Here is a 19996-nt window from a genome sequence, read left to right as displayed (position 1 = left end):
GGATCGAGGAGATGTCGGTGCCATCAGAGACATTGAAGTCGTTGGTCAAGGCGGCCGCCGAGCAGGTCATCGCCAGCGCGCCGGAGCTGACCAGCCTCGATCAGGCGATCGGCGACGGCGATCACGGGACCAACATGAAGCGCGGTTGCGAAGCCGTGCTCGGCAAGCTCGATGCGATCTCGGCGCAGCCGCTCGACGAAGCGCTGAAGATGATCGGCAAGACCCTGGTGATGACGGTCGGCGGTGCCTCCGGGCCGCTCTATGGCAGCTTCTTTCTTGCCGCAGGCGAGGCGCTGTCGCACGACAAGCACCTGCCCGAGGATCTCGCCGACGTGTTCGGCAGCGCCGTGAACGCGGTAAGCGCGCGCGGCCGCTCGCAGGTCGGCGAGAAGACGATGCTGGATGTGCTGGTTCCCGTGCTCGAGACATTGAAGACGGCAGCCGGCCAGCCGGATCTGATCGCGCGGGTGCGCACCACCGCGACCGAGGCGGTCGAACGGACAGCGCCGATGCAGGCCACCAAGGGACGCGCGTCGTTCCTCGGCGCGCGCAGCGTCGGCCATGTCGATCCCGGCGCACGGTCGAGCTGCGTGCTGGTGCAGGCGGTGTGCGCGGGCCTGGAGGCACGGGCATGACCGACACCGTGGGGATCGTGATCGTCTCGCATTCCAGCGACATCGCCAAGGGAACCGCCGATATGGTGCGGCAGATGGTCGGCAGCGAAGTCAAGGTGGCGTTCTGCGGCGGCAATCCAGACGGCGGATTGGGCACCAGCGTGCCGCTGATCATCGACGCCATCAATGACGCCTGGTCGCCGAAGGGTGTCGCGGTGCTGGTCGATCTCGGCGGCGCCGAGACCAACAGCGAAATGGCGGTGGAGATGCTGGAGCCCGCGCGGCGCGATCTCGTTGTCGTCTGCAACGCGCCGATCGTCGAGGGCGCCGTGATGGCGGCGACCGAGGCAGCGGGCGGCAGCTCGCTGGCCCAGGTCAAGGCCGTGGCCGAAGAACTCTCTGCCGATTGAGATGTCGGCGAAGCGATGATGGATGATGAGTATGCTTGATAAAGCGGACGGACAGATCTTCACCGGCAATGTGCGGCTGGTGCATGCGGTGGGCATGCACGCGCGCCCGGCGGTCAAGCTGACCAAGCTCGCCAAGAAGTTCCAGGCGCAGATCTCGGTGCGGGTCGCCGGTGCGCCCGAGTGGATCAACGCCAAGAGCGTGGCCAAGATCATGGCGATGCGCGCCGCGCACGGCAGCACGATCGAGATCAAGGCCTCCGGCATCGACGCCGAGGCCGCCGTCGCGGCTCTGGTCGATCTGGTTGCCAGCGATTTTCCGGATGGAGCAGGCTAGCATGCAGGGCGGCGCTGCAGGATCGGCTTACCGCGGCAGGACTGCCTCGATCGGCTTTGCCCACGGTCCGCTGGTCCGCGTCGATGCGGGCGCCGGCGGCGAGCGGGTGGCCGGCACGCTGGTCGAGGAGGCGCTCGCCTTGCGCAAGGCGATCGATCTCGCGAGCGGGCAGATCGCCGATCTTGCCGCCAGCGCCGGCGGCGAAGCCGCGCAGATCCTCGAATTCCAGGTCGCATTGCTGGAGGATGAGGATCTGATCGAGGCGATCTTCGCGTCGATCGGCGAGGGGCGTCCGGCCGATGTCGCATGGCGCTCGACGCTCGACGATCAGATCGCGGAGTACAATTCGGCGGCGGATGAGTATCTGCAGGCGCGCTCGTCGGACCTTGCGGACCTGCGCGACCGCGTGGTCCACATCCTGCGCGGCGACGAGGGCGAGCCGCTCAAGATCCCGAGCGGAGGCGTCGTCTGTGCCGACGACCTGCCGCCGTCGCGCTTCCTGGAGATCGACTGGTCCGGCGGCGGCGGCCTGGCGCTGCTGCATGGGAGTCCGACCAGCCACGTCGCGATGCTGGCGCGGGCGCGCGGCATTCCGATGGTCGTGCAGCTCGGTGCTATTCCTCATGCCGGCGCCACCGCGCTGCTCGACGGCGAAGGCGCGACGCTGGAGCTCGATCCCAGCGCCGAGCAGGTGCGGATCTTCGAGAAGCGGCGCGAGAGCCATCGCAAGAGCAGGGCATCCGCGCGCGCGATCCTGCGGCGGCCGACGGCCTCGTGGCGCGGCGAACACGTCAAGCTCCTGATCAATATCCAGCGGGTCGACGACCTCGATGATGCGGACGCGCAATATGCCGACGGCATCGGCCTGATGCGGACCGAATTCCTGCTCGCCGGGCGGAGCGACCTGCCGGACGAGGAGACCCAATTCCAGGCCTACGACGCGGTATTGCGCTGGGCCGGTCAGCGGCCGGTCACGATCCGCACGTTCGATGCCGGCGGCGACAAGCCGGTGCCCGGCTTCACATTCGACGGCGAGGCCAATCCGTTCCTCGGCGTGCGTGGCTTGCGGCTGTGCCTGGCCCGGCCGGAGATCTTTGCCGTCCAGCTCCGCGCGCTGGCCCGTGCCGCGGTGCGCGGCAATCTCAAGGTCATGTTCCCGATGGTGACGTCGGCGGACGAGCTTGAGGCGGGACGGAAGCTGTTCGCCGGCATCGTGCAGCACTTGCAGGCGGACGGCATTGCCGCAATGCTCCCGGAACTCGGAATCATGGTCGAGGTTCCGGCGGCGGCCCTGGCGGTCTCGAGCTTCAAGGCGTCGTTTTTCTCGATCGGCTCGAACGATCTCGCGCAATATGTGCTGGCCTGCGATCGTTCCAACGGAGCTCTCGCGCCCCTGATGGACCCCCTGCATCCCGCAGTGCTCGAACTGATCGCGCGGACCGCCGAGCACGGCCGCCGCGCCGGCGTCAGTGTCAGCCTGTGCGGCGACATGGCAGGTGATCCGCGCTGCCTTCCCGCGCTTCTGAATTGCGGCCTGCGCGAATTGTCCGTGAACCCATCGGCGCTGGCGCAGATCAAGCAGACCATCGACCGGCTGAGCAGCGGAGGCAGTGTTGGCTGACGCGGCGGCCGATGAAGCGCCCGAAGCCGGCGCGGTTGCGGTCTACAAGCGCATCTTCAAGGAAGTGCTGGAGAGCCGCCCGTCCGGCATGCGGCTGCGCCTCGCCCATGCCATCGGCAAGAACCGCAGCTTCGTCAGCCAGATCAGCAATCCGGCCTATCCGGTGCCGATCCCGGTGCAGCATCTCAACACGATCTTCGATGTCTGCCATTTTCCGCCGCAGGCGAAGACCGCCTTCTTGCGCGCCTATGCGCGCGCGCATCCGCGCCGCGTCGGCCGGCTGAGCGAAGGCTCGCACGAGCGGACGCTGACATTGCATCTGCCGGATCTCGGCAGCGCCAAGCGCAACGCCGAGCTCGACGCGCTGTTGCAGGAATTCACGCGGCGCCTGATCGGCATCATGCGGGAAAAATAGGCGAAAACGCCAACCAAAGCGTTTTCGAGCGAAGTGGATACCGGTTCGCGTGAAGAAAACGCGTCAAAACAACAACCTGGAGCTTCGTTCCGATTGATCGGAACGAAGCTTTGGACGAAGCGGGGAGGACACAATGAAGAAGTTCATCAATGCGGTCGACAATGTGCTCGGCGAAAGCCTCGACGGCTTCGCCGCGGCGCATGCCGATCTGGTCGTGCTCGGCGCCGAGCGCAAATTCGTTCGCCGCCGCGAGCTGAACGGCAGGAAGGTCGCGCTGGTCTCTGGCGGCGGCAGCGGGCATGAGCCGCTGCATGCCGGCTTCGTCGGCTACGGCATGCTGGATGCGGCCTGTCCCGGACAAGTGTTCACCTCGCCGACGCCCGACCAGATCGTCGAGGCCGCGCAGGCGGTCGCGGGCGATGCCGGCGTGCTGTTCATCGTCAAGAACTATGCGGGCGACCGCATGAATTTCGAGATGGCGGCCGAGATCGCCGAAGGCCGCACCGCCACCATCGTGACCGACGACGATGTCGCGGTCGAGAAATCGACCTACAGTATCGGGCGCCGCGGCGTCGCCGGCACCTTGATCGTCGAGAAGATCGTCGGCGCCGCCGCCGAGAAAGGCGCCGATCTCAAGGCCTGCGTGGCGCTCGGCGAGCGCGTCAACGCGCGGACGCGTTCGATGGGTGTGGCGCTGACCAGCTGCACCGTCCCCGCCGCAGGCACCCCGACCTTCACGCTCGGCGAGGACGAAATGGAGATGGGTGTCGGCATCCACGGCGAGCCGGGTCGCCGCCGCGTCAAGCTCGCGGAGGCCGACGCGATCGCATCGGAAATGACGACCGCCATTGCCGACGATCTCGCCGCGCCCGCAGGCTCCGAGGCCTTGCTGCTGGTCAACGGCTTCGGCGGCACCCCGACGATCGAGCTCTATCTGATGTACAACGCGGCGCGCCGCATGCTCGAGCAGCGCGGCCTGCGCATCGCCCGCTCGCTGGTGGGCAGCTACGTCACCTCGCTGGATATGGCCGGTTGCTCGCTCACCGTGAGCCTGCTCGATGCCGAGACGTCGGCGCTGTGGGACGCCCCGGTGCGCACAGCCGCATTGAAATGGTGATCGCCGCCGCTGTCGACCGCATGTATGTCGGCGCAGCTCAAAAGGACTGATATTGGAATCCGCGGGCCCATACCCGAAATGAGGCCGTCCGTCTTCGCTCTCGCGTCGCTCGAGCTTCGCCGGACACGCTTCGCCTTTGCGGTCTTGGCGCGGCTGCGCCACGCGAAGCCCGCAAGGGCGAAGCGTGGTGCCCCTGGCCGATAGCCGATTGGCCATTTAACCATCTGAATGTAAAGCAATTTTCATCGTCGATTACGACCAATACCAGCAGGAATACCAGCACACTCACGCGCGGTATTGGCTGGCAAAAATAAACAGCAGGCTGCCTGGCAGCAGGAACGCCCCTACCGTTCCGGTCTCCACAATCGCCCCGACCGGAATCGAACCCGCTCTGACTCGAAATCCCGGCGAGGTCGACCTAACGTAATATCGAGAGCTCAAGGGAAGGTCTTGTCATGCGTACCCCATCGATTGTGCCCTGAGACACTTACCTCGTGCTGGACGACTTCGGGGATCGACTCGGTTGCGCTAGGCGTGAGACCGACGCCGATGCGACCGCAGAGATCACGGATACGATCTCCACCATGTCTTCGGTCGCGTCGACTGCTTACGTCTCGCTTACGCGAAGGGTTCGGCCGGAATGAAGGAACGTCATGGTCAAGGCCCGCTTTCTGAAAAGGGCTTCGGGCGCCGACTTAGAGGAGGGAGAAGCGGAACGTAGGTTGGCCGCCTAGGGTGTGTGGGCGAGGTCTCAGGGGTATGAATTCCCCGCGCGCGCAGCACCCTCTATCAGTCCAGCAAGAAGCGCCTAAGCTCGTCGGCGACCGTGCCGCCTTCTGTCTCGAGCGCGAAGTGACCCGTATCCAGAAGAACGATACGTGCGGCCGGAAGATCGCGCCGGAATGCCTCAGCGCCCTCAGGGGCGAAGAATGGATCTTTTTTTCCCCATACGGCCAGCAGCTTCGGCTGCCGCTGGCGAAAGAAAGCCTGATAGAGCGGATAGCGTTCGATGTTGCGCTTGTAGTCCAGCTTGAGGTCGATCTGGAGATCTGCATTTCCCGGCCGGGCCAGGATCGCTGCATCGAGCGTATAAGACTCCGGCTCGATGCTGGATGGATCGGCCACGCCGTGGAAATAAGCCGCCTTGACTCCATCGAGCGTCATGCGGGCGCGGATGGGTTCGCGCTTGTCCGGGCTCGGGCTGGCCCAATAGGCTCGTAACGGATCCCAGGCCTCGTCCCTCAGGCCTTCGACATAGGCATTGCCGTTCTGGCTGATGATCCCGGCAACACGATCCGGATATTTCAGCGCCAGATCCCAACCGACTGGCGCACCGTAATCAAAGACGTACAGGAAGTAGTGCTTGAGCTCCAGAGCGTCGACGAATGCCGTGATCGTGCGGGAGAGGGATTCGAAGTCATAGCGATAGTTCCGCTCGGCCGGGACTTGTGTGAAGCCCAACGACGGCAAATCTGGTGCGATCAGTCGAAATCGGTCTGCAAGTCTTGGCATCAGGTGACGGAAGTAGAAGGAAGAATTCGCAAAGCCGTGCAACAGGAGCAAGATGGGGGCCCCAGCGGGACCGGCTTCGCGATAGAAGACGTCGACGCCGTCGGCGCGGACCCATTTGTGCTTTGTCTCCGTCGAGGGCTGCGGCACCGACGCTTGGGCTGATAAAGGAGTTCCTAGACTCACGGCTGCAACACTCCCTGCCAGCATCGCGCGTCGCGTTGCGTCGACCGAACCTTGATGATGCGCGGGCATTGATGATCTGGACGACGATGAAGGGCGGGACATGGATTCTCCACGACTTTAATTAGGCCACACCATTGCGTGATCGGTTGCGGCCACACAAATTCCCGGCGTGTGTTCGAAGGCGTCCGTTGCTCGACGATTTGGCGCTTCATGCCATCTTACGAGGTTCAAGTGCGTTTAAGCGCATCCGCACGCCGGACGAAGTTCGTCAGCTCGGGAGTAAAGCTTGTGTCGCTCGCCTCGATATGTCCGGTCAGTCGTGCTGTGACCTCTTGGAACACCCAGCCGTTACCGTCCGGATCGCTGAACGACGCGTACGAGGCGTAACTCTTTCGTTGCGGATTTGCGCCGGCGACCACTCCTTTCGCGTTGGCATGGTGGAATATGCCGCCGGGGTCATGGAAAGGCTTGCCGATCGCGATGCCGCGGCCGAGCAGGTCGGCGCAGGCAGCCTCGATGTCGGAAACGATCAGGTGCAATCCCTGCACCGAGCCCGGCAAAGCCGTGGTGACATTCCTGCCGAAGATGACCGAGCATCCGGAGCCGGGCGGGGTGAACTGGATCACCCGGTAGTCGGCGCCGTCGATGTAGTCGATGTCGAGGCGCCACCCGAGGTCGCTGTAGAAGCGCTTGGCGCGATCGACGTCCGAGACCGGGATGACGACGACTTCGAGCTTCATCTCGATCGTGCCCGCGCGAAAGGTTTCGGCTGCGGGCCTTTCCTGCAACTCAGTGATGGTCATGTCCAACTCCCTGGATACCTGGCGTCACGATGCCGCGGCGAGGGCAGGCGTCCCGGCATCCCGAAGTGCCCCTTCGAGAATGGCTACGTCCTGCGCGACGGTGCCGCCGCTGACGCCGACGCCGGCGACCAATTGTCCATCGCTGGTAAGCGGCGCGCCGCCGCCCATGGAGCAAAATCTCCCACCAGAGAGACCCATCAGGGGGAAGAGCTCCTGCCCAGGCTGCACGAGTGGAGAGATGTCAGCCGTGCGAAGCCCGACCAGCGCGGATGTGTAGGCCTTGCGTTCCGCTATTTCGATCGAGAAGGCCGGCGCACCGTTCATGCGGTGCTTGAGCACGATGTTGCCGTGAATATCCATGACGCAAACGGCAACCGGCACCTTTGCGCGCGCCGACTGCGCTTCGACGCGGTCTGCGATATTTTTGGCAAGAGCAAGTAAGTCCATGGCTGATGTCCTCTCTGTCTGATGTTGCGTTCAAGGGGAACTGGGGCCGGCGTTGTTCAGGCGCCCTGGCCGAGCCGCTCCAAAAAAGATCCAAGGCGATCTTCGGCGTCGCCGGGCTGATGAAATCCCAGCGCGAAGAACGTCTTCAGCCTGTCCTGCGCGGCCGGACGGGGGATCGAGGCCATGCAGGCCTCCCAGCCGGCTGCGATCTCCACATCCGGAGGAAGGCTGGCGGCATTCACGAGCCGCTTCGTGTTCGCGATCGCCCATTTGTCGAATGAGGCGATGCGCGTCGCCAGCGCGTCGACGAAGCCGCCGAGCTCGCAGTCTGGCAACGACCTGTTCACATAGCCATAGGCTTCGGCGAGGTCGCCGCCGATGTCGTTGGAGCTGAGGAGAACTTCAAGCGCGCGTTGCCGGCCCATGAGCCCCGGCAGTCGCGCCATCGGGCCTCCGCCGGCGACCAAGCCGACGCCTACCTCCCATTGCGACAGCACCGCCTTCTCGCGGCTCGCAAAGCTCATGTCGCAGGCCAGCGCCAGCTCGCTGCCGTTCCCTGTGGCGCGGCCGCGGATCAACGCGATCGACACGACGGGCGCGCGCGTCAGGCGGACGAGGGCGTCCGGCCATGCCTCCAACCCGGTCGGTCCCTGAGGCATGCTGGTCAGCTCCTTGAAGTCGGCATGGAAATCGCTGTGGTTGAGAAAGAATCCGTCGACCGCGCTTTCGAAGATCACGACTTTGAGGTGCTCGTCGGCCTCGATGGCCGAGACGATCTCCCGGAACTCGCGAACGAATTGCGGGCCCATGACATTCAGCGGCGGATTGTCGAATGCAATTCGCCAGCAGGCGCCCGACGCGCGGGTGAGCTGGATCTGCTTTTTCTCTGTCCTTGCGTGCATCGGAGCCTCCATCATCGCTTCCGCGACGGCATCAAACTGTGTTGCGGTGAGGAGAGGCGCAAAACAAAGGCGCCTCTCCGGTCGATATTGCTCCTACGAAGCCCGGGCGGTGACGGCCGGCTTGGTCTTCTGCTTCACCGCCGCCATCAGCGTCTTCGCGGCCGGGCCCGAGGAGTGCGGGTTCTGTCCCGTGATGAGCAGGCCGTCGCTGACCACGTGCGGCGTCCAGTTCGCCGTCTTCGAGAAGGTGGCGCCCAGTTTCAGCATCTCGTCTTCGACGAGAAAGGGCACGACGTGGGTGAGACCGACCTCTTCTTCTTCGCCGTTGGTGAAGCCGGTGACTTCCTTGCCCTGTACCAGCACCTTCCCGTCGGGCGCCTTGACGTGACGAAGCGCGCCCGTGGAGTGGCACACGATGCCGATGTGCTTGCCGGCGGCGATGAACGACTCGATCAGCTTGATGGAGTGCTTGTCCTCGGCGAGATCCCACATCGGACCATGGCCGCCCGGGTAGAAGAGGGTGTCGAAGTCTTCCTGCCTGACGCTGTCGAGGCGAACGGTCTTGTCGAGCTGGGCTTCTGCGGCCACATCTTTCTCGAAGCGGCGCGTAAGATCGGTGCGGAATTCGGGCTCGTTGCTCTTGGGGTCGAGCGGCGGCCGTCCGCCCTTTGGCGATGCGAGTGTGATCTCAACGCCGGCGTCCTTGAAAGTGTAGTAGGGCGCCGCGAGCTCCTCGAGCCAAAAGCCCGTCTTTCGCCCGGTGTTGCCCAGTTGGTCGTGCGATGTGATAACCATCAGCACCTTCATGGCTGTCTCCTTTGTTTGCGTTCATTGAACGAAGCGTCACCAGGCATCGCATGGAGATGCTCCGGCGCATCTCGTCCCTTCGCGGCTTGTGCCGAGGTGATCGCAAAAATCGCGAAGGCGAGTGGTGCTGTTTTTAGCGGGCAGGCGGGGCGTTATTCACTCACCCATTGAGCGCAAATCACTCATACGTTGATATGAGCCGCGCTTTCCGAACGTTCGATGGTCGATGGCATTGCGGGCGAACAGTATTCGCTCACTGATGCTCGTCTCGTGACGTCAATTGCTCCGATACGAGACTGACCAAGTGATGGGTGACGCATATGATCGGGAAAAGCGGACGGAACCTCCTGGGACGACGACGATTTCTTGAGGCTGCCGCCGGCGCCCTTGCGACAACGCAATTCGTCCAAGCTCGAGTTGCGAACGCGGGGCTGATCAGACCAATCCAGCTGGCCCAGGCTGAGACGCCCGACTCCTCCTCACCATCGCTGAAGCAGATCAATGTCGGTGTGCTCAATGTCGGATACGTCGCAGCAGGTCCCGTCGATGGGCCGGTGGCCATTCTCTTGCATGGCTGGCCCTATGACATTCACAGCTTCGGTGAGGTGACGCCGCGCCTGGCATCTGCAGGGTTTCGCGTCATTGTCCCGTACGCACGGGGCTATGGTTCTACGCGCTTTCTGTCGAACGAAACTCCGAAGACGGGTCAGCCATCCGCACTAGCGGTCGACGCCATTGCTTTGATGGACACGCTCAAGATCAAGCAAGCGACGATAGCTGGCTTCGATTGGGGAGCTCGCACTGCTGATATCGTCGCCGCTCTCTGGCCAGATCGTGTCAAGGGCATCGTCTCGGTGAGCGGCTATCTCATTGGAAATCAGGAAGCTGGGAAGATGCCCTTGCCTCCGAAGGCCGAATTGCAGTGGTGGTACCAATATTATTTTGCAACGGAGCGCGGTCGCGAGGGGTACGCAAAATATCGGCGCGAGTTCGCCGAACTGATCTGGAGGCTCGCCTCACCCAAGTGGCAGTTCGACGACGCGACCTTCGCTCGCAGCGCCGTAGCCTTCGATAATCCGGACCACGTCGACATTGTGATCCACAATTATCGGTGGCGGCTCGGGCTCGCCCAGGGTGATCCAGGCCTCGATGCGTTGGAGGCGAAATTAGCCGCAGGGCCCCAGGTCGGCGTACCGACCATCACTCTCGAAGGCGACGCCAACGGCGCGCCACATCCGGATCCGGCCGCTTACGCCAAGAAGTTCTCGGGCAAGTATCTGCACCGTCTCGTGACGGGCGGCATAGGTCACAATCTGCCTCAAGAGGCACCGGAAGCCTTCGCACAAGCTGTTATCGACGTCAGCCGAAGCTGACACGCGTCTACCAACGTCAGGAGCAAACGCCATGAAATATCCAGTCGATCAGTCCGCCCAGAAGGCAGCCGCCCTCGAGCAGGATCGCCGCCAGTTTCTCACCACCGCGGCGATGGGTATCGCGTCAGCAGGCGCGGCTAGCCTCCTTTCGGCGCATCCCGCCGTTGCCGCGACCAAAGACGAAGAGATTCGCCCCTTCCACGTCAACTTTCCTAACGACGAGCTTGTCGACCTGCGCAAACGCGTCCTGGCGACGCGCTGGCCGGATCGCGAAACAGTTGCCAACGCGTCCCAAGGCGTGCAGCTCACGACCATCCAGCAGCTCGCCCGATATTGGGGGACGGACTACGACTGGCGGAAAGTCGCGACGCGGCTCAACGCCTTGCCGCAATTCGTCACTAAGATCGATGGACTCGACATTCATTTCATTCACGTTCGCTCAAAACACGAGAATGCGCTGCCGATGATCGTGACCCACGGCTGGCCCGGCTCGATCATCGAGCAGTTGAAGATCATCGATCCATTGACCAACCCCACGGCCCATGGCGGAACCGCGTCCGACGCATTCGATGTGGTGATACCGTCGCTGCCGGGCCACGGCTTTTCGGGCAAGCCGACCGCGCCCGGGTGGACCCCCGTCACCATTGCTCGCGCCTGGGCGACGTTGATGCAACGCCTCGGCTACACACGGTACGTGGCGCAGGGCGGAGATTGGGGGAACGCGGTCTCGGAGGTGATGGCGCTGCAGCAGCCGCCGGGATTGCTCGGTATTCACACCAACATGGCGGCCACGGTTCCTGCCGATGTTTCAAAAGCTCTTTCGGTCGGCGGAGCGATGCCCTCCGGCCTCACGGCCGACGAGAAGCATGCGTGGGACCAACTCGATGATTTCTACAGGCACGGCCTGGCCTACGCCCAGGAAATGTCGAACCGGCCACAGACGCTTTATGGAGTCGCCGATTCGCCGGTCGGCCTCGCCGCCTGGATGCTTGATCACGACATCCGCAGTTACGGCATGATCTCACGCGTCTTCGATGGAAAGACCGAGGGGCTCACTCGGGACGACGTCCTCGACAACGTCACGCTCTATTGGTTGACGAACACCGGGATCTCCTCGGCGCGCCTCTACTGGGACACCACGCAGATTTCAACGGGAGGAGGCTTCTTCGACGTCAGGGGCGTCAAGATCCCGGTCGCTGTGAGCGCCTTCCCCGACGAAATCTATGCGGCCCCGCGCAGTTGGGCAGAGCGAGCATATCCCAAACTCATCTATTACAACAAGCTCGACAAGGGCGGCCACTTCGCCGCCTGGGAGCAGCCCAAGTTGTTCAGCGCGGAAATGCGTGCCGCTTTCCGCTCGCTGCGCCAATCAATTTGAGCGGAACCAGCGCGAGCCGATTGGATCGGCTCGCGCATCTTTCCGGATCAAGGAGCCCATCATGAATCGTCCCGAAAGAACCTTCTCCAGCCGGGAAATCCGAGTCGAGCGGCTCTTGCCGTCATATTGGCGGGTCACGTTCGACCTGCCGCCGGTCAACATCATCGGACCGAAGGAGACGGTGCAACTCGGCGAGATCATCACGGCCATCGAGAGAGACGAGCAGGTCAAAGTCGTGGTCTTCAACAGCGCTGTCGATGGCTTCTTCATCACGCACTACGATTTCTTGGCGCCGCTCGAGGAGTCGGCCAAGATCCCGCCGGGACCGACGGGGTTGCAGGCTCTACCGGACATGCTGGTGCGCCTCAGCCGGGCTCCGGTCGTATCCATTGCTTCGATCAGGGGGCGCGCAACCGGTGTCGGGAGCGAGCTCGCGCTCGCGAGCGACATGCGGTTCGCAAGCCGCGAGAAGGCGATCCTGTCCCAGTGGGAGGTTGGCGCGGGCCTCGTGCCAGGCGGAGGACCGATGGCCCGATTGCCACGACTGATGGGCCGGGGCCGGGCGCTCGAGGTCTTGCTCAGCGCTGACGACATCAATGGCGATCTCGCCGAGCGGTACGGCTACGTCAATCGGTCCCTTCCTGACGCCGAGCTCGACGGCTTCGTCGATGCACTGGCGATGCGCATCGCTTCGTTCGACAAGCAGGCCATCGCCGACACCAAACGTCTCGTCGACGTCGCGAGCCTGCCGCCCGACGCGGAGATCAAGCCGGAATGGGACGCGTTCATTGCTGCGCTCGGGCGGCCGGCGAGCCAGAAGCGCATCAAGTCGCTGATGGACCGTGGCTTCCATCGCCCTGGCGATGTCGAAAATCGGCTCGGCTTCTACGTCGGTCAACTCGGAGGATGACGAGGTCGCCGAGCGCTCAGCGAAGAAGCATCAACAAACAGGTTTGAGTGAGGAAAAAGCACATGATCCGCAAAGCAAGTGCCGTGTGGCACGGCACGGGCCGCGCCGGGAGCGGTCATCTCACGAGCGATTCCGGTGTTCTCGCCCAAACGCCGTACTCGTTCAGGACCCGCTTCGAGAACGAGAAAGGCACCAATCCCGAGGAACTCGTCGCCGCCGCCCACGCCGGTTGTTTCACCATGGCGCTGGCTTTCGGTCTGCAGGCTGCGGGCTTCACACCGACTGAGCTCTCGACCGAGGCCTCCGTCACGCTCGAGCAGGAAGGGCAGGGATTCCGCATCAGCAAGTCGGCACTCACGTTGCGCGCGAAAGTGCCGAACCTCGACGAGGCCGCGTTCGCCCGCATCGCCGGCGAGGCCGAGAAGAACTGTCCGGTGTCCAAGGTTCTCAACGCCGCGATCACACTGGACGCGAAGTTGATCGGCTGACCCGAACCTGAGATTTCACAAACAGGAGAACGACGATGACACGCAATCATCAGCCTGACCAAGCCGATTTCAGAGCGATCCTGCCCGAAGACATCGACTGGAAGCCATTTCCGGCGTTTCCGCCGGGGGCTCGCCTGGCCGTCGTGGTCGGCGATCCCACCGAACCCGGTCCTTACGTCATAAGAGTCAAGGCGCCCGGCGGCACGAAGCTGATGCCGCACAAGCATCCGGAAGATCGCATCTACACGGTCATGTCAGGGGTGTTTTACATCGCGCTCGGCGAGACCTTCGACGGTGACAAGGTGAAAGCCTATCCGCCGGGAAGCGTTATCGTTTTGCCCGGCGAAACGTGGCATTTCCACTGGGCGAAATCCGGCGAATACGTCACCCAGATTACGGGGATCGGCCCACTCGGTCTCGATTATCACGACTCGCACGACGATCCGCGCCATCAGCACGCCTGACTCGTTTTCGATCGGTCCGGCCAATCGTGCCGCCGAATGCTGGAGGTCCTTAAAGTGATCATCACTGACATCGAGTCCATCCCACTGCGCATTCCGTTCAGGGCTGGAACCAAATCCGCCTCTTCCGCCTGGGGTGACGGCAACCTCCCGGCCGCGGACTCGCTGCTTGTCAAGGTGACGACTGATCACGGGCTGGTGGGGTGGGGTGAGGCCTTTGGCTTCCGCGCAGTCGCTTCCGTCAAACTCGCCATTGATCAACTGATCGCGCCACTTTGCATCGGCAAGGACGCGACGCGGATAGAACCGCTGATGCTGGACGTTCAGAAGAAGTTGCACGTCTTTGGACGGGGCGGCGCGCTGGCCTTCGCCATCTCGGCGGTCGACATCGCCCTTTGGGATATCGCGGGCAAGGCCGCTAACGCGCCGCTCTGCCGGCTTCTGGGCGGTGGTGCGGGTCAACTCGACTGCTACGCAAGCCTGGTCCGCTATTCGGAGCCCTCGCTCGTCCGCGCCGCCGTTCGACAGGCGATCGACGCCGGATTTCGTACCCTCAAGCTTCATGAGATAGAATTTCCCGCCATTCGCGCCGCCCGCGAGGAAGCCGGTCCCGACATCGAGCTGACACTCGACGTCAATTGTCCCTGGACGCTCTATGAGGCGCGGCAAATGGCGGACGACCTCAGGCCGGTTGACCTGAAATGGCTGGAGGAGCCGCTCTGGCCGCCGGAGAATTTCGACGGTCTCGCCGCGTTGAGAAGGACCACCGGCATCCCGCTCGCCGCCGGCGAAAATGTCTACACGCTGATGGATTTCGAGCGCCTGCTCGCGGCAGGAGCTGTGGACTTCGTCCAACCAAGCCCGGCCAAGATGGGGGGGCATCAGCGCGCTTCGCAAAATCTTTCCGCTCGCTGCAATCCACAACGTCCCGGTGATGCCGCACTCCTTCTACGATGGTCCCGGCCTGTTGGCGGCGATTCATGCGACCGCCGCGCTGGGAACGGCCGATTCCATGATCGAATGGCGTTGGTTCGATCTGGAGACGACGATCTACGGTGATAGGCTGAACACGAAAGAGGGCCGGGTTGATGTGCCCCAGGGACCGGGCCTGGGGATCGACCCCGATCCCGATGTCATCAAGGCCTGCCGCTGGAACTGAAGCGATGACGGAAGCCTACGAAATCATCGATCACGCCTATGACGTTGTCATCGTCGGAGCCGGCGGCGCCGGGATGCGCGCCGCTCTCGGCATGGCAGCATCCGGATTGCGGACGGCCTGCGTGACAAAAGTGTTTCCGACCCGCAGCCATACCGTTGCCGCGCAAGGCGGCATGGCCGCCTCCCTCGGCAATATGGGCGACGGCGATGACTGGCGCTTCCACATGTACGATACGGTCAAGGGCTCCGACTGGCTCGGTGATCAGGACGCGATCGAATATATGTGCCGTGAAGCTGTGCCCGCGGTGCTGGAGCTCGAGCATTACGGCGTGCCGTTCTCGCGCACCAAGGACGGCACGATCTATCAGCGGCCGTTCGGCGGGCAGACTATCGGCTTCGGCAAGCAGATGGCGCAACGCACATGCGCGGCGGCCGACCGCACCGGGCACGCCATCCTGCACACGCTCTATCAGCAGTGCGTCAAGCACAACACCGAGTTCTTCGTCGAATATGTCGCACTCGATCTCTTGATGGACGACGACGGCGCTTGCCGCGGCCTGCTCGCCTGGAACCTGGATGACGGCACGCTGCATCGCTTCCGCGCGCATCGCACGGTGCTCGCGACCGGCGGCTATGGCCGCGTCTATTTCTCCTGCACCGCCGCGCACACCTGCACCGGCGACGGCAACGCCATGGTGCTGCGCGCCGGGCTGCCGCTCGAGGACATGGAATTCACGCAATTCCATCCGAGCGGCATCTATGGCTCGGGCTGCCTGATCACGGAAGGCGCGCGCGGCGAGGGTGGTTATTTCACCAATTCTGAAGGCGAGCGTTTCATGGAACGTTACGCGCCGAGCGCCAAGGATCTCGCCGGGCGCGACGTCGTCTGTCGCGCCATGACGATCGAGATCAACGAAGGTCGCGGTTGCGGTCCACGCAAGGACTACATCGAGCTGCACCTGGAGCATCTCGGCGCCAACATCCTGCATGAGCGCCTGCCGGGCATCAGCGAGACCGCGCGGATCTTCGCCGGCGTCGACGTGACGCGCCAACCGATCCCGGTGCTGCCGACGGTGCACTACAACATGGGCGGCGTGCCGACCAATCTGCATGGCGAGGTGATCACCAAGCGCGATGGTGATCCGGACGCCGCCGTACCGGGACTTATGGCAATCGGCGAGGCCGCCTGCGTCTCGGTTCACGGCGCCAATCGGCTCGGCTCCAACTCGCTGCTCGACATCATCGTGTTCGGCCGCGCGGCAGCGCATCGCGCAACCGAGATGCTGCGTCCGAATGAGGGACACCCGCCACCGCCACCGGCTGCCACCGACCGGGCAATTTCGAGGCTCGACCGGATCCGTTGGTCAAGGGGCAAAACCGGCGCCGGCGATATCAGGCTTGCGATGCAACGGACCATGCAGCGGTATTGCGCGGTGTTTCGCACCGGCTCACTGCTCGGCGACGGCGCGGTCAAACTCGACGACGTGCTGACCATAATGCGCGACGACCTCGTCGTTGCCGACCGTTCCATGATGTTCAACACCGACCTCGCCGAAGCGCTGGAACTCGACAACATGTTCGCGCAGGCCAATGTCAGCCTGCGCTCGGCGATCGGCCGCACCGAAAGCCGCGGCGCCCATGCGCGCGAGGATTTTCCCAAGCGGGACGATCATAACTGGCTCAAGCACACGCTCTCGTGGCTTGACGATGACGGCCGCGTCCGGCTCGACTACCGGCCAGTGCATCTGCAGCCGCTCACCAACGAGGTGGCGACAATCCCGCCCAGGGAACGGGTTTATTGAATGGAGACGATCAAATGACAACGGAACGCGCGGTCCTGGCCGGAGGTTGCTTCTGGGGCATGCAGGATCTCATCCGAAAACAGCCGGGCGTGACCTCGACGCGCGTGGGCTACACGGGCGGAAAGGTCAAGAACGCGACCTACCGCAATCACGAAGGCCATGCTGAGGCGATCGAGATCACCTTTGATCCGGCAAAGACCGGCTATCGGACGCTGCTGGAGTTCTTCTTCCAGATTCACGATCCGACCACGCTCAATCGTCAGGGCAACGATTTGGGCACGAGCTATCGCTCGGCAATCTTCTATACGACGGAGGAGCAAAGGAAGATCGCAGAAGACACGATCGCGGACGTCGATGCTTCGCATCTCTGGCCCGGCAAGGTGGTCACGGAAGTCACCCCTGCCGGCGATTTCTGGGAAGCCGAGCCCGAACACCAGGACTATCTCGAGCACTATCCGGACGGTTACACCTGTCACTTTGTGCGCCCCGGCTGGAAGCTGCCAAAGCGGACGGTTCAGTCGGCAGTCTGAGCCTTGTTGTTCAAATCGACTCCGGGAGAGCAGAAATGGCAAAGGGTTACTGGATCACCTTCTATCGCTCCATTTCCGACCCAACGGCGCCAGCGGCATATGGAAAGCTCGCGGGGCCGGCCATCGTTTCCCATGGTGGCCGCTTCCTTGCGCGCGGCGAAGCCGCTGAAGCCTATGAGCAGGGGATTGCCCAGCGCGCCACGGTGACGGAGTTCGAGAGCGTCGAGTTGGCGATAGCAGCTCACAATAGTCCCGCCTATCAAGAGGCGCTGAAGGCACTCGGCAACACCTGCGAACGGGATGTTCGTATTGTCGGGGGAGTGGGCTGAAATCGCGCGAATGGTCCCGGCGCGGCGCGCAAGCGATTGGACGGAGCTATCGCCCGAGTTTCTGGCGCTCCGGCTTAAGAGCATCGGCCATCCGGACCAACTCGGCGTAGGTCCGGGCGCCCATCTTGTGCATGGCCGCCCCGCGATGAATCTTGACCGTGATTTCGCTGATCCCGAGATCGCCGGCCACCTGCTTGTTCATTTTTCCGGCTGTGACGTGCATCATCACTTCCTGTTCGCGCGGCGACAGGGTCTCGAAACGCTGTTTCAACTGCGAAACATCGTTCTCGACGACCCGCCGTTGCCGGTCACGCTCGATGGCGGCCATCACGGCGTCGAGCATGTCTTGATCACGGAATGGCTTGGGAAGAAAGTCGACGGCGCCGTGCTTCATGGCGCGCACGGACATCGGAATGTCTCCGAAACCGGTCATCATCACCACCGGGATTCCGACCCCGGTCTGGATCAAGCGGCCTTGAAATTCGAGGCCGTTCATGTCCGGCAGCCTCACATCGAGGACGATGCAGCCGGGCCTGTCCGTCTGCTTAGCCGAAAGGAAATCCTCCGCCGTGGCGTAGGTCTCGGTCTGAAGTCCGACCGAGTCGAACAGCCCCGCCAATGCATTGCGCATGGACTCATCGTCATCGACGACGTGCACAAGGGGCTTTTCGTTGGTGGCGGACCGCATGCCTTTAGACACACCGTATTTTTGCGGGAATATCTAACATGAACGGCGAACGAGCGGGGATCACACCTGTGTATAGGTGCGACGAGGCTTCGGCGGCTGGTTCCCGCGCAAAAATCCAATTCTGGCGGTGCCTTAAGCGCCGCTTGCCGGTGTAGTGGGCGCATAGATCGAGAACAGCGATCCTTCCCCGACGATCGATCGGACTTCGATCCGATGGCCGAGCGCCTCGATAGCGCGACGGACGATCGATAGCCCGATGCCCAGGCCGTCGCCACGCTCGGGCGCGAGGCGCGTGAAAGAATCGAAGATTCGAGGCAACTGGCTTTCCGGAATGCCGATGCCAGTATCGTAGACGTCGATCCTGATTTCGGACGCTTTGCGGCGGCAACCGATCAGAATGCGGCCCCCCGGTTCGGTGTACTTAATGGCGTTGGTCAACAGATTGCCGAGGATACAGCCAAGCAGCATAGCGTTGCTCGCCACGCAAGCGCTGGTTGAAACCGCTCGAAGATCTATGCCCCTTTGAAGTGCGGCATCTTCGTTTTCATGTCGCAGCCGCCAGAACAGCGGCCCAAGTCCGACGGAGGAAATCTCCAGCGCATTGGTGCGCTCGGCCAGGTAAAAGACATCCACCAGGCAATTGAGTTGCTCGGTGAGCTTCGTGACAGCCCGCTCTCCTCGGTCAAGCCATGCCTGTTGCGGCATGACTTCGAACCTTGAGCGGAGCAGCGCGTAGGTGCCCTGAATGACGTGGAGGGATTGCCGGAGGTCATGCCCCATCATGCCCACGAGCGTGGTTTGAAGCTCCTGCGCGGCCAGGGCTTTCGGCTTTTGATCGCGCTTGGCCGGTGCAACGATGAAGCCTTCGATCGTTCTCATCTCTGTCCCTCTGCTGTCCTTATTCCATGTCCCCATGAAAAGCCTGTCTTACGGAAGTCGCCATCCTACGTTCCGGTGTCCTGATCAGCCGATCGTATGATGAGCGCGCCCGCCATGAAGGACGTCTCGCCGGGCTTGCCACCGGCGTTCAACGGACTGGAGGTTCGTCCGAACGTTCAAGATGTCATCGAGCCCGACGGGACCAGCCCGAACAGGAACGTCCTCGCATTCGGACTGAAAGCCGTGGCTAATTTCTGAGCGTGCCGAGCTCACTGAAGGCCACCTAACACTCTTGTATAATTCCTGGGCATCGCAAGTACATGCAACAGTCACATTTCCCCGTTTCCTGGGTTCAATTCGGGGCAAGGATGCTGAGTGACACGAGATCTCGAAATCGCAGTTATCGATGATGACGAGTCATTTCGGGCGGCGCTCGTAGAGTCGCTAGCTTCCCTTGGGTATGGCGCCGACGGATACGCCTCCGCGGAGGACTATATTGGTTCGATTGGAGGCAAATCGTTCAACTGCGTTGTGACGGACATTCATATGCCCGGGATGAGCGGGCTCGATCTGATGCAACGCCTCGCTGCTCAGGGCTCGACGACTCCCGTCGTATTGATCACAGCACGTTCAGACACGAACTTGGCGGCCAAGGCGGCCGCCGCCGGTGCGGCGTGCCTACTGAGAAAGCCTTTTGAAATAAACGACTTGATCGATTGCATCGAAGGAGCTGTGAAGGGCTGAGCGTAATATTTTGGCGACACGGTTCCGAGTTCCCCGATGTTTTTTGCGGATTGCCGGGAACCCGCCTTGTGATAGGTTTCTCGCAAACGGA

The 19996-nt window shown here is 62.8% G+C and carries 23 protein-coding genes and 1 pseudogene; 17 read left to right on the top strand and 7 right to left on the bottom strand.

Annotated elements, in window-relative coordinates:
- Positions 1 to 11 precede the first annotated feature (11 nt).
- The 6 genes from dhaL to dhaK all read left to right on the top strand — a co-directional run bounded on the left by dhaL (position 12) and on the right by dhaK (position 4511).
- Complete coding sequence (gene dhaL / locus AAFG07_RS37845) at positions 12 to 635, top strand: dihydroxyacetone kinase subunit DhaL (protein ID WP_342724697.1); 624 nt, start codon at positions 12 to 14, stop codon at positions 633 to 635.
- Positions 632 to 1024 (top strand): dihydroxyacetone kinase phosphoryl donor subunit DhaM, encoded by a 393-nt coding sequence (gene dhaM, locus AAFG07_RS37840; RefSeq protein WP_092118687.1) that lies wholly within the window; start codon positions 632 to 634, stop codon positions 1022 to 1024. Before dhaL ends, dhaM begins: the two co-directional genes overlap by 4 nt.
- Before the next feature lie 22 nt (positions 1025 to 1046).
- Positions 1047 to 1358: an HPr family phosphocarrier protein gene (locus AAFG07_RS37835; protein WP_342724696.1), complete on the top strand. Its 312-nt coding sequence runs from the start codon at positions 1047 to 1049 to the stop codon at positions 1356 to 1358.
- Between the two features lies 1 nt (position 1359).
- Positions 1360 to 2979 (top strand): phosphoenolpyruvate--protein phosphotransferase, encoded by a 1620-nt coding sequence (gene ptsP, locus AAFG07_RS37830; protein WP_342724695.1) that lies wholly within the window; start codon positions 1360 to 1362, stop codon positions 2977 to 2979.
- Positions 2972 to 3394: a hypothetical protein gene (locus AAFG07_RS37825; RefSeq protein WP_173643818.1), complete on the top strand. Its 423-nt coding sequence runs from the start codon at positions 2972 to 2974 to the stop codon at positions 3392 to 3394. The genes ptsP and AAFG07_RS37825 overlap by 8 nt, the downstream gene beginning before the upstream one ends.
- 133 nt (positions 3395 to 3527) lie before the next feature.
- Positions 3528 to 4511, top strand: coding sequence for a dihydroxyacetone kinase subunit DhaK (dhaK, locus tag AAFG07_RS37820; protein ID WP_342724694.1), 984 nt, complete (start codon positions 3528 to 3530; stop codon positions 4509 to 4511).
- A 789-nt stretch (positions 4512 to 5300) separates the two neighbouring features.
- On the opposite strand, the gene AAFG07_RS37815 is transcribed toward dhaK, so the two are convergent.
- From AAFG07_RS37815 to AAFG07_RS37795, 5 genes are all read right to left on the bottom strand, one after another.
- Positions 5301 to 6308, bottom strand: a complete 1008-nt coding sequence (locus tag AAFG07_RS37815) for an alpha/beta hydrolase (protein ID WP_342724693.1) — start codon at positions 6306 to 6308, stop codon at positions 5301 to 5303.
- Between the two features lie 125 nt (positions 6309 to 6433).
- Entirely contained in the window at positions 6434 to 7009 is a 576-nt protein-coding gene (locus AAFG07_RS37810) for a VOC family protein (protein WP_342724692.1), read from the bottom strand.
- A gap of 24 nt (positions 7010 to 7033) precedes the next feature.
- The gene (locus AAFG07_RS37805) at positions 7034 to 7456 is read right to left on the bottom strand and encodes a heme-binding protein (protein WP_342724691.1); all 423 of its coding nucleotides are present in this window, start codon (positions 7454 to 7456) and stop codon (positions 7034 to 7036) included.
- Positions 7457 to 7512: 56 nt separating this feature from the next.
- On the bottom strand, positions 7513 to 8358 hold the full coding sequence (locus tag AAFG07_RS37800) for an enoyl-CoA hydratase/isomerase family protein (protein WP_342724690.1): 846 nt from the start codon (positions 8356 to 8358) through the stop codon (positions 7513 to 7515).
- Positions 8359 to 8451: 93 nt separating this feature from the next.
- On the bottom strand, positions 8452 to 9165 hold the full coding sequence (locus tag AAFG07_RS37795) for a type 1 glutamine amidotransferase domain-containing protein (RefSeq protein WP_342724689.1): 714 nt from the start codon (positions 9163 to 9165) through the stop codon (positions 8452 to 8454).
- A gap of 320 nt (positions 9166 to 9485) precedes the next feature.
- Between AAFG07_RS37795 and AAFG07_RS37790 the strand changes: the two genes are divergently transcribed.
- The 9 genes and pseudogenes from AAFG07_RS37790 to AAFG07_RS37750 all read left to right on the top strand — a co-directional run bounded on the left by AAFG07_RS37790 (position 9486) and on the right by AAFG07_RS37750 (position 17594).
- Positions 9486 to 10538 carry an alpha/beta hydrolase gene (locus tag AAFG07_RS37790; RefSeq protein WP_342724688.1) on the top strand — a complete coding sequence of 351 codons (1053 nt, stop codon included), beginning with the start codon at positions 9486 to 9488 and terminating at the stop codon, positions 10536 to 10538.
- Positions 10539 to 10650: 112 nt separating this feature from the next.
- Complete coding sequence (locus AAFG07_RS37785) at positions 10651 to 11916, top strand: epoxide hydrolase (RefSeq protein ID WP_342729361.1); 1266 nt, start codon at positions 10651 to 10653, stop codon at positions 11914 to 11916.
- Between the two features lie 20 nt (positions 11917 to 11936).
- Positions 11937 to 12826: pseudogene (locus AAFG07_RS37780) on the top strand (enoyl-CoA hydratase/isomerase family protein).
- Positions 12827 to 12888: 62 nt separating this feature from the next.
- Positions 12889 to 13314: an OsmC family protein gene (locus AAFG07_RS37775; protein WP_342724687.1), complete on the top strand. Its 426-nt coding sequence runs from the start codon at positions 12889 to 12891 to the stop codon at positions 13312 to 13314.
- Positions 13315 to 13349: 35 nt separating this feature from the next.
- Positions 13350 to 13778, top strand: a complete 429-nt coding sequence (locus AAFG07_RS37770) for a cupin domain-containing protein (protein ID WP_342724686.1) — start codon at positions 13350 to 13352, stop codon at positions 13776 to 13778.
- A gap of 54 nt (positions 13779 to 13832) precedes the next feature.
- Entirely contained in the window at positions 13833 to 14834 is a 1002-nt protein-coding gene (locus tag AAFG07_RS37765; protein WP_342724685.1) for a mandelate racemase/muconate lactonizing enzyme family protein, read from the top strand.
- Between the two features lie 104 nt (positions 14835 to 14938).
- On the top strand, positions 14939 to 16735 hold the full coding sequence (gene sdhA / locus AAFG07_RS37760; RefSeq protein WP_342724684.1) for a succinate dehydrogenase flavoprotein subunit: 1797 nt from the start codon (positions 14939 to 14941) through the stop codon (positions 16733 to 16735).
- Positions 16736 to 16749: 14 nt separating this feature from the next.
- Positions 16750 to 17265, top strand: a complete 516-nt coding sequence (gene msrA, locus AAFG07_RS37755; protein WP_342724683.1) for a peptide-methionine (S)-S-oxide reductase MsrA — start codon at positions 16750 to 16752, stop codon at positions 17263 to 17265.
- Positions 17266 to 17300: 35 nt separating this feature from the next.
- Positions 17301 to 17594: a DUF1330 domain-containing protein gene (locus tag AAFG07_RS37750; protein ID WP_342724682.1), complete on the top strand. Its 294-nt coding sequence runs from the start codon at positions 17301 to 17303 to the stop codon at positions 17592 to 17594.
- A 46-nt stretch (positions 17595 to 17640) separates the two neighbouring features.
- Here AAFG07_RS37750 and AAFG07_RS37745 read toward each other — a convergent pair whose 3' ends face one another.
- Positions 17641 to 18282, bottom strand: a complete 642-nt coding sequence (locus tag AAFG07_RS37745) for a response regulator transcription factor (RefSeq protein WP_342724681.1) — start codon at positions 18280 to 18282, stop codon at positions 17641 to 17643.
- A gap of 132 nt (positions 18283 to 18414) precedes the next feature.
- Positions 18415 to 19161: a HAMP domain-containing sensor histidine kinase gene (locus AAFG07_RS37740; RefSeq protein ID WP_342724680.1), complete on the bottom strand. Its 747-nt coding sequence runs from the start codon at positions 19159 to 19161 to the stop codon at positions 18415 to 18417.
- A gap of 114 nt (positions 19162 to 19275) precedes the next feature.
- Between AAFG07_RS37740 and AAFG07_RS37735 the strand changes: the two genes are divergently transcribed.
- Positions 19276 to 19419 carry a hypothetical protein gene (locus AAFG07_RS37735; protein ID WP_342724679.1) on the top strand — a complete coding sequence of 48 codons (144 nt, stop codon included), beginning with the start codon at positions 19276 to 19278 and terminating at the stop codon, positions 19417 to 19419.
- 117 nt (positions 19420 to 19536) lie between these two features.
- Positions 19537 to 19905 carry a response regulator gene (locus tag AAFG07_RS37730; protein WP_342724678.1) on the top strand — a complete coding sequence of 123 codons (369 nt, stop codon included), beginning with the start codon at positions 19537 to 19539 and terminating at the stop codon, positions 19903 to 19905.
- Positions 19906 to 19996: the final 91 nt, after the last annotated feature.

Origin of the sequence: Bradyrhizobium sp. B097, from assembly GCF_038957035.1 — a bacterium.
Taxonomy (GTDB): Bacteria; Pseudomonadota; Alphaproteobacteria; order Rhizobiales; family Xanthobacteraceae; genus Bradyrhizobium.
The sequence above is the reverse complement of the archived record's forward strand: the minus strand, read 5'-3'. Positions and strand labels throughout refer to the sequence as shown.

Coding starts and splice junctions, on each gene's coding strand:
- AAFG07_RS37770 (WP_342724686.1), top strand. CDS start 13,350: ATGACACGCAATCATCAGCCTGACCAAGCCGATTTCAGAGCGATCCTG.
- sdhA (WP_342724684.1), top strand. CDS start 14,939: ATGACGGAAGCCTACGAAATCATCGATCACGCCTATGACGTTGTCATC.
- AAFG07_RS37835 (WP_342724696.1), top strand. CDS start 1,047: ATGATGAGTATGCTTGATAAAGCGGACGGACAGATCTTCACCGGCAAT.
- ptsP (WP_342724695.1), top strand. CDS start 1,360: ATGCAGGGCGGCGCTGCAGGATCGGCTTACCGCGGCAGGACTGCCTCG.
- AAFG07_RS37800 (WP_342724690.1), bottom strand. CDS start 8,358: ATGCACGCAAGGACAGAGAAAAAGCAGATCCAGCTCACCCGCGCGTCG.
- AAFG07_RS37805 (WP_342724691.1), bottom strand. CDS start 7,456: ATGGACTTACTTGCTCTTGCCAAAAATATCGCAGACCGCGTCGAAGCG.
- dhaM (WP_092118687.1), top strand. CDS start 632: ATGACCGACACCGTGGGGATCGTGATCGTCTCGCATTCCAGCGACATC.
- AAFG07_RS37735 (WP_342724679.1), top strand. CDS start 19,276: ATGAAGGACGTCTCGCCGGGCTTGCCACCGGCGTTCAACGGACTGGAG.
- AAFG07_RS37785 (WP_342729361.1), top strand. CDS start 10,651: ATGGGTATCGCGTCAGCAGGCGCGGCTAGCCTCCTTTCGGCGCATCCC.
- AAFG07_RS37790 (WP_342724688.1), top strand. CDS start 9,486: ATGATCGGGAAAAGCGGACGGAACCTCCTGGGACGACGACGATTTCTT.
- AAFG07_RS37775 (WP_342724687.1), top strand. CDS start 12,889: ATGATCCGCAAAGCAAGTGCCGTGTGGCACGGCACGGGCCGCGCCGGG.
- dhaK (WP_342724694.1), top strand. CDS start 3,528: ATGAAGAAGTTCATCAATGCGGTCGACAATGTGCTCGGCGAAAGCCTC.
- AAFG07_RS37750 (WP_342724682.1), top strand. CDS start 17,301: ATGGCAAAGGGTTACTGGATCACCTTCTATCGCTCCATTTCCGACCCA.
- AAFG07_RS37815 (WP_342724693.1), bottom strand. CDS start 6,308: ATGTCCCGCCCTTCATCGTCGTCCAGATCATCAATGCCCGCGCATCAT.
- dhaL (WP_342724697.1), top strand. CDS start 12: ATGTCGGTGCCATCAGAGACATTGAAGTCGTTGGTCAAGGCGGCCGCC.
- AAFG07_RS37740 (WP_342724680.1), bottom strand. CDS start 19,161: ATGAGAACGATCGAAGGCTTCATCGTTGCACCGGCCAAGCGCGATCAA.
- AAFG07_RS37745 (WP_342724681.1), bottom strand. CDS start 18,282: ATGCGGTCCGCCACCAACGAAAAGCCCCTTGTGCACGTCGTCGATGAC.
- AAFG07_RS37810 (WP_342724692.1), bottom strand. CDS start 7,009: ATGACCATCACTGAGTTGCAGGAAAGGCCCGCAGCCGAAACCTTTCGC.
- msrA (WP_342724683.1), top strand. CDS start 16,750: ATGACAACGGAACGCGCGGTCCTGGCCGGAGGTTGCTTCTGGGGCATG.
- AAFG07_RS37795 (WP_342724689.1), bottom strand. CDS start 9,165: ATGAAGGTGCTGATGGTTATCACATCGCACGACCAACTGGGCAACACC.